General features: G+C 62.7%; 8 protein-coding genes and 3 tRNA genes. 9 read left to right on the top strand and 2 right to left on the bottom strand.

The window, feature by feature from the left end:
* Nucleotides 1-111 precede the first annotated feature (111 nt).
* Nucleotides 112-1,488, bottom strand: coding sequence for an IS5 family transposase (locus tag XcuCFBP2542_RS17745; RefSeq protein ID WP_104605431.1), 1,377 nt, complete (start codon nucleotides 1,486-1,488; stop codon nucleotides 112-114).
* 105 nt (nucleotides 1,489-1,593) lie between these two features.
* Complete coding sequence (locus XcuCFBP2542_RS17740) at nucleotides 1,594-2,982, bottom strand: TonB-dependent siderophore receptor (RefSeq protein WP_104605429.1); 1,389 nt, start codon at nucleotides 2,980-2,982, stop codon at nucleotides 1,594-1,596.
* 151 nt (nucleotides 2,983-3,133) lie between these two features.
* On the opposite strand from XcuCFBP2542_RS17740, the gene kdsB reads away from it, so the two are divergent.
* From kdsB to XcuCFBP2542_RS17690, 9 genes are all read left to right on the top strand, one after another.
* Nucleotides 3,134-3,898 carry a 3-deoxy-manno-octulosonate cytidylyltransferase gene (gene kdsB / locus XcuCFBP2542_RS17735; protein ID WP_223214455.1) on the top strand — a complete coding sequence of 255 codons (765 nt, stop codon included), beginning with the start codon at nucleotides 3,134-3,136 and terminating at the stop codon, nucleotides 3,896-3,898.
* Nucleotides 3,895-4,359: a low molecular weight protein-tyrosine-phosphatase gene (locus XcuCFBP2542_RS17730; RefSeq protein ID WP_104605425.1), complete on the top strand. Its 465-nt coding sequence runs from the start codon at nucleotides 3,895-3,897 to the stop codon at nucleotides 4,357-4,359. Before kdsB ends, XcuCFBP2542_RS17730 begins: the two co-directional genes overlap by 4 nt.
* Nucleotides 4,360-4,382: 23 nt before the next feature.
* Nucleotides 4,383-5,801, top strand: a complete 1,419-nt coding sequence (locus XcuCFBP2542_RS17725; protein ID WP_170067022.1) for a hypothetical protein — start codon at nucleotides 4,383-4,385, stop codon at nucleotides 5,799-5,801.
* Nucleotides 5,798-7,654 (top strand): excinuclease ABC subunit UvrC, encoded by a 1,857-nt coding sequence (gene uvrC, locus XcuCFBP2542_RS17720; RefSeq protein WP_104605421.1) that lies wholly within the window; start codon nucleotides 5,798-5,800, stop codon nucleotides 7,652-7,654. Before XcuCFBP2542_RS17725 ends, uvrC begins: the two co-directional genes overlap by 4 nt.
* On the top strand, nucleotides 7,654-8,286 hold the full coding sequence (gene pgsA, locus XcuCFBP2542_RS17715) for a CDP-diacylglycerol--glycerol-3-phosphate 3-phosphatidyltransferase (RefSeq protein ID WP_104605419.1): 633 nt from the start codon (nucleotides 7,654-7,656) through the stop codon (nucleotides 8,284-8,286). The genes uvrC and pgsA overlap by 1 nt, the downstream gene beginning before the upstream one ends.
* A gap of 36 nt (nucleotides 8,287-8,322) precedes the next feature.
* Nucleotides 8,323-8,398, top strand: a tRNA-Gly gene (locus XcuCFBP2542_RS17710).
* 37 nt (nucleotides 8,399-8,435) lie between these two features.
* A tRNA-Cys gene (locus tag XcuCFBP2542_RS17705) sits at nucleotides 8,436-8,509 on the top strand.
* Nucleotides 8,510-8,585: 76 nt separating this feature from the next.
* A tRNA-Gly gene (locus tag XcuCFBP2542_RS17700) sits at nucleotides 8,586-8,661 on the top strand.
* 1,264 nt (nucleotides 8,662-9,925) lie between these two features.
* The coding region (locus XcuCFBP2542_RS17690; protein WP_146090355.1) for a non-ribosomal peptide synthetase at nucleotides 9,926-15,334 on the top strand (5,409 nt) is incomplete at its 3' end.

Genomic DNA, 15,334 nt, shown 5'->3' with positions numbered 1-15,334 from the left:
AAACGCGCTTGGTGACTGACTGCGGCCATGTTCATCTCAGCACGGTGTGGATTGCCTGCAGAATAACATTTTTATGACACAGTAGGACTAGTCGTCCCTGAAAAACCCCTTTCAAGCCCCAATCGGCATCATTGCCGGCCACAGGGTGCTTGAGGGTGTTGAGGACCGCGCCAGCATCGCCCGCAACCAGGCGCGCAAAAGTGCGATCCAGCGCATCAGCCAGCGCAGGTTGTAGCCGGCCGCACAGCCCAGCACATGCAGTGCATCGCCTTGAGCTCCCTTGAGGCGGCAACGATTCAAGCGGCAGTCCTGTTTCAAGTGTCCGATCACCGGCTCCACCGCCTGCCGTCGCTTGATCCAGCCCCATTGCCGTCGTGTCAGCGTCTTGGCTTTGCCGCGATGCAGGACTTTCACCCCAGCGACCTCGCGGCCGCGATAGCCCAGATCCACGATCGCCACCTGCGGGATCACATTCACATCCTGCAGTAGCCCGCGCGTCTGCTCCAGTTGCTCGGCTAACGTGTCACCGTCGTACGGGTTACCCGGGAAACTGCGCGCGCCCACGATCAAGCCTTTGCGCGCACTCACTGCAATGCCGACCTTGACGCCAAATTCGTATGGGATCCGTGCCTTGCCCTTGCTCATGCATTCCACTTCCGGTGCGTGCAGGGCGTAGAGTTTTTGCTTGTCCTTGGGGCGCTGCGTGTACAACCGTTGTGCGCGTTCCAACCAGACGCCGATGCGCTCACGCACCGATGTTTTCAACGTGTCCACAGCGCGTTGCAGCCCGCGCATGACGCGCCCCAGGATCGTGCGTTGGCGTCGCAGCACCTTGCGCATCCGCTTGAACTGGCGCGCATGCGCGTAGCGCCCGGCCTTGCGGCTGAGCGCCGGACCTTGCCGTGCATAAGTCTGTTGCAGTGCAATTCCATGACGTTTGGCCAGCAGTACCAATTTCTTGCGCGCCACTTCCAACAGCCGGCTGTCGGTGGGATGAGCGATCGCTTTCTCCTGCACGGTGGTGTCCACGATTACCCGCGACAACTCGCGTGCATCCACTGCCTTGATCGCATGGGCCGTGTTGATGGTGTGCGCCAGCAACTCTTCCATGCCCGCCTCGCCCAGACGTTGCCGCCAGCGTGTCAAGGAGCTGGGAGCGCATGGCAAACAGGTCTGGAACACCACCTCGCCGGTGAAGAACTGCCAGTACGGATTCTCCAGCCAGCGCTCGCACAACGCCTCGTCGGACAGGTCGTAGGCGTGCTTGAGGTAAAGCAAACCGGCGATTAGACGCACCGGTAACCCAGGACGACCACCAGCGGCGCAGGTGGCCGGCAAGCGTGGCGACAGCGCGTGCTCCAAAGCAGCCCACGGCAGCCGATGACTCAGCTGCGCGAGCGGATGGCGCAGGTCGATCTGGTTCTCCAGGCGCGAACGAAACAGCTCATCGGCAGGCAACTGATCGGCGGCAGAACGGCGTGTACGCATGGGCTAAAACTGCCAGAAACCATTGCGTACAATAACGAAAACTGGCAATTCCAGCACGCCGAAAATACGGATTGAGCCTTGGTATGGATGGGGTGTGGGGGTTTTTCAGGGGCGACTCTCTACACGGGTCTGGTTGATGCCGGTGATGAGCTTGAGCCGCTCGCCCAGGCTCCAGCGTGCGGTGGCGTAGGCGGTGCGGCGGGTGGTATCGAATTCGGCGCCATCACGACCGGCATCGAAGGGCGGTTTGGGAAAGTTGCCGGTCCAGTCCTCCAGACGCGGCAAGGGGGTACCGATGCCGCGCCCGTAGAGCGACAACCGATCGGCTTCCATCCTGCCCCAGTTCACTCCGGCCACCAGATCGTGGCGCCTGCCGGCAAGCGCGAAGCTGCCAGAGATGGCGATGTCGCCGAAGGTCTGCGTTTCGTTGCTGCGGTAGTACGAGGGATAAGCGAACAAACCCAGGCCGGTCTGCCGATCCGGTTGCCCATAGACGTAGAACAGATCGCCTTCGGTGGCGAAGCGACGATGGTTGAGCGAGGCCTTGAGCGTCCAGTCGGCGGACAACCCTTGTTGCAGCTCCACGAAGGTGCGCGTGTCGCTGCTGTTCCAGCCACTCCAATCCGCCGCGGTGCTGGCCGAGTGGGCATAGCGCGTCGGTGTGCCGTCGCTGTCGTACAACGGCAGGGCGCCCCACATACCGCCGGTGGGCCTGTTGTCCTGGTGGCTGGCACCGACTGTCAGCAAGGTGCTGTCGCTCAGGTCCGCTTCGAGCACGCCATAGAACACCTGCTTTTGCAGCGCATAGCGATCCAGGTGGTTCTCGCCGTCCTGCCAGGCACCGACCACGCGACCGCGAACGCGGCCGGAGGCCACCAGCGGGCCGGAGACGTCGGCATCGACGCGGCGGTTGGACCACGACCCGCCACTGAGCGAAAGCGCGCCGGTCAGCGCATCGGTCGGGCGCTTGCGCACGAAATTGATGGTCGCCGACGGATTGCCGGTGGACGACAGCAGGCCATTGGCCCCGCGCAGCACGTCCACCCGCTCATAGATCGCCGTGTCCACATCGCCTTCGCCCAACCCATTGGTGAAGGGCAGGCCCAGCCCATCGACCTGGAAGTTCAGGATGTCGAAGCCGCGCGCGGTGTAATAGGTGCGTTCGGTTTCCACGCGTTCGACATTGACGCCGGCCGCCAGTGCCAGCACGTCGTTGGCGTTGTTGAGGGCGAAATCGTCCATCTGCTGGCGCGACACGGTGCTGATCGACTGCGGGGTCTCCAGCGGCGTCAGTGCCAATCGGGTCGCGGTGTCGCTCCGGCGCACGGTGTAGCCATCCGCGCGTTCGGCTTGCACGCTGACTGCATCGAGGGTGCGGGCGTCGGTGGTGGCATCGTCGGCGCGCGCGACAGACGGCAGGGCCAGGCAGAGCAGCAGCGCGACCGACAGGGGACGCTGCTCGGGGCAACGTGGGAGGAGAGGGGAGGCGGTCATGGGGTCGCTAGAATGTGGAGGTGGCAGCAGTGGCTGACGATGGTCGAAAAACGATTCCGTCGCTCGATGAATAAGAATTATTCTCATTAATGGAGTCAAAATGCAAACAGGCGCCTCCGTGCACGCAGTCCCCGGTCCGTCCCAGGCCGACCTGCCTCCCTTCGTGGTCGCCGTGCCGGCGCGCTATGCCTCCACCCGCCTGCCAGGCAAGCCGCTGTGTGCGATTGGCGACAGGCCGATGATCCGGCATGTGGCCGAGCGCGCCCTGGCCGCCGGCGCCCGGGAGGTCTGGGTGGCCACCGACGATGCCCGTGTTGCCGATGCCATCCAGGGCCTGGCCGGCGTGCGTGTGGCGATGACCAGCGCGGTGCATGTCTCGGGCACCGATCGACTCGCCGAATGCGCCCGCATCGCCGGTTGGGACGCTGACACCTGCGTGGTGAACCTGCAGGGCGACGAACCCTTCGCGCCGACCGCCGGCATCCGCGCGGTGGCCGAACTGCTGCTGCAGTCCGGCGCCGACATGGCCACACTGGCCGCACCGGTGGATGACGCGCACGATCTGTTCGATCCCAATGTGGTCAAGCTGGTCCGCAGCGCTGGCGGCGATGCCCTGTACTTCAGCCGTGCGCCGATTCCCTGGCACCGCGACAGCTTCGCCAACCAGCGCGATCATCTGCCGCATGACGGCCACTGGCTGCGCCATATCGGCATCTACGCCTATCGTGCCGGGTTCCTGCAGCACTTCGCGGCGATGCCGCCGGGTCAGCTGGAGCGCATCGAATCGCTGGAGCAGCTCCGCGCGATGGAAGCCGGCCATCGCATCGCTGTTGCTCTGACCCCGGAACAGTTTCCGCCTGGCATCGATACGCCCGACGACCTGGCCCGCGCGCAGGCCCGCGTGGCGGCGGCATGAAGCTGCTGATCGTGTGCCTGGGCAATATCTGCCGCTCGCCGATGGGCGAAGGGGCGCTGCGTGCCCGGCTGGACGAGGCGCGCCTGTCGCGGCGGATCCAGGTCGATTCGGCAGGCACCGGCGATTGGCATGCCGGCGAGCCGCCGGACCCGCGCGCCATCCGCTGTGCACGCGGCCACGGTGTCGATCTGTCCGGCCTGCGCGCCCGTCAGCTGGTACGCGAGGACTTCGACCACTTCGACTGGCTGCTCTGCGCAGACGCCAGCAATCTGCGCGATCTGCAGAAGCTTGCGCCCGCGTCGCTGCGCGACAAAGTCACGCTCTGGCTGCCTTGGGCGGGTGTGCAGGCACGCCAGGAGATCCCCGACCCGTATACCGGTGACAGCGAGGCGTTCGAGGATGTCTGGCAGCTGGTCGATGCCGCTGCACGCCAGACCGTGGCCAGGCTCACCCGCGGCTGATCGCGCTTGGGCATAATCCCTGCATGACTGCCCAGCCCACCCAGGAACTGCCGGAATTTCCCACCTGGCTCAACGCCAGGCCCTCCACCTTGCAGGAGCATCGCGGCCGCGCCTTGGTGCTGGCGTTCGTCAATGCCAGCTCGGTGTGGTGCGCCGAGCGGCTGGCCGAGCTGGCGCAATGGCAGGCGCGCAACCCTGGGCGCCTGCAGCTGATCGTGGTGCAGGTGCCGCGCTTTGACAGCGAACGCCAGCCGCAACGCGCGCTCAAGCAGTTGCGTGGGCATGGCGTCACTGCGCCGATCCTGCTCGACCGCGACTGGGAGACCTGGCGCCGTTTCGGCATTGAATCCTGGCCGACGTTGGTGCTGCTGGATGCACACGGCCGCGAACGCCAGCGTTTGGTAGGCATCACCAGCGACCTGGACAAGGCGCTGGCGGCGCTGTGCGAAGGCCAGCAGCCACCGTCCGATGCGGACCTGCAGGGCGTGCCCGAAGGCAACCCCGAGACGCGTCTGGCACTGCGCTTTCCCACTGGGCTGGCCGCGACCGAGGACCGCCTGTATGTCGCCGACACCGGCCACCATCGCGTGCTCGAATGTACGCATGGCGGGCGCATGCTGCGTCAGTTCGGTCACGGTAATGCCGATCTGATCGATGGCGGTGTGGGTGAGGCCGCATTCCGCCGCCCACAAGGCCTGGCCCTGGAACGCGACCAGCTGTATGTCGCCGATACCGGTAACCATGCGCTACGCCGCATCAATCTGCGCAATGGACAGGTCGATACCCTGTGCGGGACCGGTCGCCCGGGTGAGCCGGTGGAAGGGCCGCTGGCGTTTGCCGGCGCCTCCGCACTGAACTCCCCGCAGGGGCTGGCCACCGCCGACAATCAGCTATTGATCGCCATGGCCGGCGATCACCGCATCTGGAGCTACGACCTGGGGCGCGCCGCACTGCGAGCGCGTGCCGGTAACGGCGCGCTCGACATGCGCGACGGCAGTGGTCAGCTGGCGGCATTCGCGCAACCGGCAGGCGTGGCGGCGGTGCAGCAGGTTGCCTACGTCTGCGATGGCCTGGGATCGTCGATTCGCACCATGCAACTGCGCGGCGACCTGGTGCAGACGCTGGTGGGCGGGCAGGGCCTTTGGCAGTTCGGCGACCAGGACGGGCCGCGTGGCACGGCACAGTTGCAATTCCCGCAGGCCATCGCGCTGGCGGCGGATTCGCCGCTGCTGTGGATCGCCGATACCGGCAACGGACGATTGCGTTGCCTGCGGCTGGGCGGCGGCGAACTGACCACCATCGAGCTGCCGCGCCGCCTGCATGGCCCGGCTGGCTTGGCGGTGACGGCCGGCGCAGTGTGGATTGCCGAAACCGACGCACATGCCGTCCTGCGCTACGACCTGGCGAGCGGCGTGCTGAGTGATGTTGCGATAGACGAATGAGTGCAAGACCCCAAGCCGATTTCGATGGAAAGGCGTTTGCCACCCAGCTGAGTACTGCGCCGGGTGTCTATCGCATGTACGCGGCCGACGATACCTTGCTGTACGTCGGCAAGGCCGGCGCCCTGCGCAAGCGCGTGGGCAGCTATTTCAACGGCACGCCGAAGAATGCGCGGCTGACCTCCATGCTCTCGCAGGTCGCGCGCATGGACGTCACCGTCACCCGCAGCGAAGCCGAGGCCCTGCTGCTGGAGAACCAGCTGATCAAGTCGCTGTCGCCGCGCTACAACGTCTCCCTGCGCGACGACAAGAGTTACCCCTATGTGCTGCTGACGCGCGAGGACTGGCCGCGGATTGCCCTGCACCGCGGGCCGCGCGCGGTGCAGGGGCGCTACTTCGGGCCCTATACCGGCGTGACCGGCGTGCGCGAGACGCTGAGCCTGATGCACAAGCTGTTCAAGCTGCGCAGCTGCGAAGACAGCGTGTTCCGCAATCGCTCGCGGCCCTGCCTGCAGTACCAGATCGGCCGCTGCAGCGGCCCATGTGTGGATCTGGTGGCCGCCCCCGACTATGCCGAATCGGTACGTCGCGCCACGATGTTTCTCGAAGGCAAGAGTGACCAGCTCGGCGAAGAGATCATGCACTCGATGCAGCAGGCCAGCGAAGCGCTCGAATTCGAGCGTGCCGCACGCCTGCGCGATCTGTTGTCCTCGCTGCGCAGCATGCAGAACCGCCAGTACGTCGATGGCCGCGCCGCCGATCTGGACGTGCTGGCCTGCGCCACGCAATCCAGCCAGGCCTGCGTGTTGCTGCTCAGCTTCCGCGACGGCCGCAATCTGGGCACGCGCGCGTTCTTCCCCAAGACCAACGGCGAAGACAGCGCAGACGAAATCCTGGCCGCGTTCGTGTCGCAGTACTACGCCGAGCATTCGCCGCCACGCGAGATCCTGTTGGACCGCAAAATTCCCGATGCCGAGCTGATCGAAGCCGCACTCAGCGCCGCTGCCGAGCACAAGGTGGCCCTGAAGTGGAATGTGCGCGGCGAGCGTGCCGGCTATCTGCTGTTGGCCACGCGCAACGCGCAGCTGACCCTGGTGACCGAACTCACCAGCCAGAGCGCGCAACACGCGCGCAGCGAAGCCTTGCGCGAAATGCTGGGCCTGGCCGAGCCGGTCAAACGTGTGGAATGCTTCGACATCAGCCACACCATGGGCGAGGCGACGGTGGCTTCGTGCGTGGTGTTCGACGCCAGCGGCCCGGTACGCGGCCAGTACCGGCGCTTCAACATCTCTGGCATCACCCCGGGCGACGATTACGCGGCCATGCGCCAGGCGATCGAGCGGCGCTTCCGCCGCGCGGTGGAAGAAAACGGCGTGCTGCCCGACGTGTTGCTCATCGACGGCGGTGCCGGTCAGCTGGCGCAGGCGCAGGCGGCGCTGGCTGAGCTGGGCGTGGAGAACGTGCTGCTGGTCGGCGTGGCCAAGGGCGAGGAGCGCAGGGCAGGGCACGAAGCGCTGGTCATGACCGATGGCCGTGAACTGCGACCGGGCGCGGCATCGCCGGCGCTGCAATTCATTCAGCAGGTGCGTGACGAAGCGCACCGCTTTGCGATCACGGGCCACCGCGGGCGCCGCCAGAAGGCGCGCATGACCAGCAAGCTGGAGGACATTCCCGGTATCGGCCCGCGACGCCGGGCCAGCCTGCTCAAGCATTTTGGCGGCCTGGTCGGTCTCAAGGCCGCTGGCGAAGCCGAAATTGCCCGCGTGGAAGGGGTCAATGCCGCACTCGCCGCGCGAATCTACGCTAACCTGCACGGGCTGGCGCTTCCCGATGCGCCAGGCGAGCCGAGCCCGTAATGAAGTTGACCATCCCCACGTGGCTGACATTGCTGAGGATCTTGATGATCCCGGTGTTGGTCGTGGTGTTCTACCTGCCGTATACCTGGACCAATTTTGCATCCGCCGGCGTGTTCGCACTGGCCGCCATCACCGACTGGCTGGATGGCTGGGTGGCGCGGCGCTATCACCAGTATTCCGCGTTCGGTGCTTTCCTGGACCCGGTCGCCGACAAGCTGATGGTGGCGGTGGCGCTGTTCCTGATCGTGCAAGGCCACCCGACGCCGTGGATGGCGTTCTGGGCAGCGGTCATCGTCGGGCGCGAGATCGCCGTCTCCGCATTGCGCGAATGGATGGCCGAGATCGGCCAGCGTGCCAAGGTGCGCGTGGCGGTGATCGGCAAGGTCAAGACCACTGCACAGATGGTGGCGTTGCTGTGCCTGTTGTATTCGGTCACGCCCGGACAGATGCCGACGCACGACATCTGGCTAGGCAACCTGATCTTCCGCGCCGGCTACTGGACGCTGGCGATCGCCGCGCTACTGACGCTGTGGTCTGGATTTCAGTACCTGCAGGCGGCCTGGCCGAGCCTGCGCGCGGACGAAAAAGCCGCAATCAGCAGCAAGGCGAAGAAAATCGAAAGCAACAGTTGACACCTATGCTGTTCGCTGTAGAATTTCGCCTCCCAAGCGGGAATAGCTCAGTTGGTAGAGCGCAACCTTGCCAAGGTTGAGGTCGCGAGTTCGAGTCTCGTTTCCCGCTCCAAGTTTCAGCAGGCAGGACGCCTTGCGCTGGATGTTTCGGCCTGGTGGTAGAGTGGTTATGCAGCGGACTGCAAATCCGCGTACGCCGGTTCAATTCCGGCCCAGGCCTCCACCTCAAGCGTTTTCTTCTCATCGACAACGATGGGGGCTGGCGCAACGAAGTGACAAGCTGTACAATTTAGTTTCATGCGGGAATAGCTCAGTTGGTAGAGCGCAACCTTGCCAAGGTTGAGGTCGCGAGTTCGAGTCTCGTTTCCCGCTCCATATCAAGATGACCGATCATACGATCGAGTCGATCATAAAAAAAAAGGCCGCAAGGCCTTTTTTGTTGTCTTGAATCCGCCCGGCGCTTTCTCTCAGCGCTGGTGGCAGTGCATGCATCCGATGCCGGCGATTCGATCGGTGGATGTCTCACCTCTGTGATGCGCACGCCTGTGGCAGGCGGGTCGTGTCTGCGCCAAGCGGATTGGTCGCGAAGTCTTCGGCCGGGGCCGTGCGCCGGCTCAGGCTGGCCGCTTGTTCGGCAGCGTCGCTGTCATGCACTTTGCAGGCGTTGATCGTACGGGTGTCCAGCGTCGCAGGGTGAGCACACCGATACTGATGATGCAATAAGCCTGTTGCAGCCGTGTACTGGCCCGATGCGCTTGCTTCATTTCGGCGACCAGACGTTAACGATCTTCCAGGACGATTCTCAGTCCTCGCCTTTCATGACGGCCGTCTTCAAATGTTTGACGACGCCAGTAAACGGCGGGTTCTGCCACTGGCTTGCTTTCGCGATGCAGCTCACGCTCAAGCATCGCCAATGTGGCGCCGATTCTGCCTGAGCTGCCGAATGTCGGGCCCACGCCCCTCGGCGCGGCAACGCTCAGCCGCGCAAGATCATGCACTGCACCAGCTGCCGCGTAGATACGCAGGAGCAGGTATGGCGATATATCTTTAAAGTGATTATTAGTATGTTATTTATTGCATAGTAAAGCCGGGTCATTCCTGCCGTGTTCGTAAATTCATCCGGACTTGATTGTGACTCAAATCACTTAATGTCTATGCTGGTGATCGCGCTTCATGATTTTCCGAAGCCTGCTTTCGTGTCTCGATTGATCCGCTGTTGCACGCAATGCCTACTTATAAGAAATAACTCTCGTTCTCGATACTCTAGTATGGAAGTTATCGTGATATCAATGTGCTGATGTAGTCGCACTCACGAGCAAGGAGGATGCAACGAAGCCATGCGGCTGCCGCTTCCATCGGATTTCAGTTCTGGGCACCCAGAAAAATCCAAGCGGCGAATGCAAGCGGTCATCCAATGATGCCACCCTGTGCCGGCTGTAGAAAATGGCGAGCGGATTCCCGGTCGTTGTCTTCTCCAGCATGGCCGGCAGCATAAACACTCCTGTTCGGTAGCACCGGCCCGGCGTAGAGCGGGGCCTACCCGCACGTTATCCATTTGCTGATACCACCGATAACCGTTCGAGCCACTCTCGTGCGTAGCTGTGCTGCGCCCATAGATCATCCTTGCAAGGAATAAATTATGCCAACCAATGTTCGACCGAGCTTTCCCCTCAGCGGCCCACAGCGAGAGGTCTGGCTGGAGCAGCTGATGCTCGGCCACTCCCTTGCATCGATCATCGGGGGTTATGTTGAGATTGAAGGCGAAGTCGACGTGGCCTGTTTCCGCCGTGCCGTACAGTGCATGGCAGATCAATACGACGTGCTAAGAACGCATATCGTGCAGGAAGTGGACAGCGACGGCATTCCCTTGCAGGCGTTCGCCGACCATCTCGATGTACCGGTGGCCTTGGTCGATGCATCAGGACAGCCAAACCCCGAGCACTGGGTGACTACATGGATTCAGGAGCAGATGGAGACTGCCTTCGAGTTCGATGGCACCCCGCTGTGGCGAATCTCCCTGTGTTGTATTCGGGCGCGAAGATGGTGCTTCGTCGTAAGCGCCCATCATATTCTGCTGGACGGCTGGTCAATCTATCTGGTGCTCCAGACATTGAGCCAGATCTACAATGAGTTGCGCGCTGGCGGCGTTCCGAGCGTGGCGGTGAGGTCGTATAGGGACTTCATCGATCATGACCTGAGTTACCGAGTTTCGACGCGTTACCAGAAAGATCGTGCGTACTGGGCACAGAAGTACGCCATTGTTCCGCAACCAATGTTTGCGTCGGGATCCAAGCCTGCCGGCGATCATAAGAGTCAAGGCAGCACGAAGTTGACGCGCGAGTTTCCGCGTGCATTGCTCGATCGCATGACGGTGTTTGCACAAGCGCATGGCACTTCCCCGCTTCAGGTCAGTCTGGCCGCTCTGTACATTTACTTCTCGCGTACCTTGCAGCGCGACGACATCTCGATAGGCGTGCCGGTCCTCAATCGGTCAGGCCATCAATTCAAGTCATCCATCGGAATGTTCGCCCAAGTGACGCCGGTAAGGATGCGTTTCGATGGGGATCCAAGTTTCCTGGAATTGGTGTCGAACCTGTCCAAAGAACTACGTAAGGACTATCGCCACCAGAACTTCCCGATCAGCGAAATTGGACGCGAATGTGGATTGATGAGGAGCGGAGCTGCCCGCCTTTTCGATGTGTCGTTTTCCTTCGAACAGGAAGAGCACCTGTATCGTTTTGGTAGCGAGCATTCGCGTTCCTTCAAGTGCTCCAACGGCCATGAGGCCGAGCCACTGTCGATCTTCGTCAGAAGCAATGTCCATGACGATGTTGCCTTGTTGCATACCATTTACAACAACGCCTATTTCGAAGCCGGGGAGGTAGAGCTGCTGGCAGAGCGCTGGATCCAGCTGATCGACCAGGGCCTGACCCATCCGGAGCGGCATCTGCAGGCCTTCGAGGTGGCGGTTCCTGCCGAATTAGACGTCCTGGATGCGTGGAGCCAAGGCAAGCAGGCTGATGTCCAGGAAGCGACGTTCCAGGCGCTCTTTCAGGCACAGGCCGCCCGCACGCCGGATGCGATAGCCGTGGTCTGCGCCGACCGGCAGCTGACCTACGCGCAGCTCAATGCCCAGGCCAATCAGCTCGCCCACCACTTGATTGCGATGGGCCTGCAACCCGACGAACGCGTCGCTCTTTGTCTGGAGCGCAGTATCGAGCTGGTCGTGGCCTTGCTGGCGATATTGAAGGCTGGCGGCGCGTACGTGCCGTTAGATCCTCGCTATCCTGCCGAGCGCTTGGCTTACATGCTGGCCGACAGTACCCCGCGCGCTTTGCTGGTGCACGCCGCCACCTCCGCGCACCTGTCCAGCGCGCAAGTGCCGCGCCTGGACCTGGATGCGCCCGACTGGCGCTCTGCCGCAGAGACAGACCCTTGCGTAAGCGGCCTGACCTTGTCGCATCTTGCGTACGTGATCTACACCTCGGGGTCCAGTGGCCGTCCCAAAGGCGTGATGGTGCCGCATGCCGCACTCGTCAATTATCTGGAGTGGGGTGCCGAATACTACAAGCCTCAACACGGCGCGGTGGTGTCCTCGTCACTGTCCTTTGATGCCACCGTGACCAGCCTGTATCTGCCGCTGTTGTGCGGCGGCACGACCGAGCTGCTGCCGGAGCACGATGAAATCGACGCGTTGCAGCGTCGCTTGAGTTCAGGCAAGCCGCTGGGTCTTGTCAAGATCACGCCTTCCCATCTTGAAGTGCTTACCCAGCAGCTGATTGCCTGCAACGCAACTCCCACCGCAGCACTGTTTGTGATCGGCGGCGAAGCATTGCCGGCCTTCACCGTGAAGCGTCTGCGCGCGCTCGCGCCCCACCTGCGGCTGGTGAACGAGTATGGCCCGACCGAGACGGTGGTGGGATGTGTCGTCTATGAGATTCCGCTGGGTTGGGAGTCAACGGCGGCGGCCAGCGTACCGATTGGAAAGCCGATTGCGAACATGCGCGTGCATGTGCTGGACACCGACGGACGGCCGATGCCTATCGGCATCGCGGGCGAAGTCTGTATTGCTGGTGCGCAAGTCACCCGGGGCTATCTGAATCGGGATGAATTGACGCAACAGCGCTTTGTTGCCGATCCGTTCGGCTCTTCGGCGGACGCACGCATGTATCGCACCGGGGATATCGCAAGATGGTTGCCGGATGGAACATTGGACTACTTGGGTCGCAACGACGATCAAATCAAGATTCGAGGCTTCCGTATCGAACCTGCGGAGATTGCATCCAGGTTGCAGGAGCATCCGCAGGTGCGCGATGCCGCCGTGGTAGCCCATACAGATACAGGAGGACAGAAAGCGCTGTTGGTATATTACGTGCAGGCCGAAGGGAACGAGCTGTCGCCGGAGCAGCTACGCGGCCATCTGCAGCAGCAGTTGCCGGAGCACATGGTGCCTGCGCTCTATGTGCAGGTGAACGAACTGCCGCTGACACCCAACGGCAAGCTCGATCACAAAGCCTTGCCCATGCCGCAGGCGCAGGCGTACGTCCAGCGCGGGTATGTCGCGCCTGAGGGACAGCTCGAGCAGCTGTTGGCCAAGCTATGGAGCGAGGTGCTCGATGTTGATCGGGTTGGGCGCCACGATCACTTCTTCGAACTCGGAGGACACTCGTTGCGGGTTGTCGCATTGCTGGAACGCATGCGCCGTCATGGATTGCACGCTGGGGTCAAGGAATTGCTGAGTCAGCCAACCTTGATGGCGATGGCGGCGGCAATCGGTGTCAATAGCGACCTGGCGGTACCGGAGAACAGGATTCCCTTGCAGTGCGACAGTCTGGTACCCGCGCACTTTCCGTTGGTGGACCTGAGCCAGGAATCCATCGATCACATCGTGTCGACGGTGTCGGGCGGCATCAGCAATGTGCAGGACATCTATCCGTTGGCGCCTTTGCAGGAGGGCCTGGTTTATCACCATCTTTCGGCAAAACGTGGTGACCCTTATCTGCAGTGCGTCAGTTTCATATTTGCTGATCGTGGGCGCTTGGACGCGTTTGCCGATGCATTGCAGCAGGTAGTGGCACGACATGACATCATGCGCACCGCGATCGTGTGGGACTACGTCGATGACCCTGTGCAGGTTGTCTGGCGACATGCAACGGTGCCGTGGGTAGAGTGTCAGCTGGATGATGCAGACGGGGATGTCCTGCAGCAACTCCAGGCGCAGATGGATCCAGGCAGGCAACAGCTTGAACTGGGCATGGCGCCGTTGCTACGCGTCGGCTACGCGCACGATGCCGTTGGTCAACGGTGGATCGGCGTATTGCTTGTCCATCACTTGATCGCTGATGCGACATCGTTGGGCAGCCTGCTCAAGGAGATCGGATGCCATCTACAGGAAAATACCGGCGAGCTTCCGCCACTTTTTCCGTATCGGGATTACACGATGCGGGCGCGGTGGAGCCAGCAGTCGCAAGAACACACTGCATTCTTTACCGACATGCTGGGCGAGGTGAACGAGCCGACGTTGTCGTTCGGACGTCAGCATTCTGAGGGTGACGATTGGGCCGTGCATGAGGCGGTGAGGTGGTTGGATGCATCGGTGGACCAACGGTTGCGCGTGCAAGCGAGGCAATGCGGGGTAAGCACCGGTGTTCTTCATCACCTGGCGTGGGCCCAGGTGGTGGGCGCGACGGCCGGCCGGGATGACGTGGTGTTCGGTACTGTCTTGCTTGGCAGAACACAGGGAAACAACATCGAACAAGCCATCGGCATGTTCATCAACACCTTGCCGATCCGGGTCAAACTCGGGAGCACGACAGTTCGTACAGCGATCAAGCAGGCGCAGATATACCTGAATGCCTTGTTGTCGAACGAACACGCTTCACTGGCGCTCGCTCAGCGGTGCAGTGGTGTCCCCGCGCCGTCCCCATTGTTCAACGCGTTGCTGAATTACCGCAGGATTGGCAGAGAACAGCTCGGCGGTACCGTGATAGAAGCTTGGCCCGGTGTCAGCATGCTGGGCGCGCAAGAGCGGAGTACCTATCCGGTGTGCCTGTCGGTGGACGATGTGGGGGACGGCACGCAGTTGACCTTGAGCACCTGTAATACGCTCGACGCAGAGCGCCTGTGCAGCTACATGCAGGTGGCGCTGACGCAGCTGGTGGAGGCATTGGAGACATCGGACGAGCGTGCGATGCAGACGCTTTGCGTGCTGCCCGAGGCCGAGCGCCAACGCGTACTGCACGATTTCAATGCGACAGAGCGTGCGTATCCGCAGGCGCAGACCATCCATGCACTGTTCGAGCAGCAGGTGGTACGCGATCCGGACGCCGTTGCGGTGATCGATGGCCAGCAGCACTACAGCTACGCCACGCTCAACCGGCGCGCCAATCGCCTGGCGCACCACCTGGTCGCGCTGGGGGTCGAGCCGGGCGATCATGTGGCGATCGGCCTGCCGCGTACGGTCGATCTGATCCTCGCGCAACTGGCGATCATCAAGTGCGCTGCGGCCTACCTGCCGCTGGATGTGCAGGCCCCGCCAGGGCGCTTATTGACGATGCTGCAGGACAGCGGGGCCCGCTGGGTCCTCACGCACGCCGGGCAGGCGCTGCCAGAAGGGATCGAGCGTCTGGATCTGGACACGCTGGACCTGGGCAGGATGGCCGATCACGATCCTGCGTTGCCGCAGGCCAGCGATGCAGTGGCCTGTCTGATGTACACCTCCGGCTCGACCGGAGTGCCCAAGGGCGTGCGCGTGCCGCATCGGGCGATCAGTCGATTGGTGTGCAACAACGGCTATGCCGAGTTCACCGCGTCCGACCGGGTGGCCTTCGCTGCCAACCCCGCCTTCGACGCCAGTACGCTGGAGGTGTGGGCACCGCTGCTCAACGGCGGGTGCGTTGTGGTTGTCCAACAGGACGTGCTGCTGGCACCGGAGCGTTTGCGGCAGCGCCTGCTGCAAGAGCAGGTGACGGTGCTGTGGCTGACGGCGGGGGTGTTCCATCAGTATGCAGCGAGCCTGTCGCCGGTCTTTGCGCAACTGCGTTACCTG

Source organism: Xanthomonas cucurbitae, from assembly GCF_002939885.1.
GTDB lineage: Bacteria > Pseudomonadota > Gammaproteobacteria > Xanthomonadales > Xanthomonadaceae > Xanthomonas > Xanthomonas cucurbitae.
Note: the sequence above shows the minus strand (reverse complement) of the source record. Positions and strands in the feature narration are given on the sequence as shown.

Coding starts and splice junctions, on each gene's coding strand:
- XcuCFBP2542_RS17730 (WP_104605425.1), top strand. CDS start 3,895: ATGAAGCTGCTGATCGTGTGCCTGGGCAATATCTGCCGCTCGCCGATG.
- pgsA (WP_104605419.1), top strand. CDS start 7,654: ATGAAGTTGACCATCCCCACGTGGCTGACATTGCTGAGGATCTTGATG.
- XcuCFBP2542_RS17725 (WP_170067022.1), top strand. CDS start 4,383: ATGACTGCCCAGCCCACCCAGGAACTGCCGGAATTTCCCACCTGGCTC.
- XcuCFBP2542_RS17740 (WP_104605429.1), bottom strand. CDS start 2,982: ATGACCGCCTCCCCTCTCCTCCCACGTTGCCCCGAGCAGCGTCCCCTG.
- uvrC (WP_104605421.1), top strand. CDS start 5,798: ATGAGTGCAAGACCCCAAGCCGATTTCGATGGAAAGGCGTTTGCCACC.
- XcuCFBP2542_RS17745 (WP_104605431.1), bottom strand. CDS start 1,488: ATGCGTACACGCCGTTCTGCCGCCGATCAGTTGCCTGCCGATGAGCTG.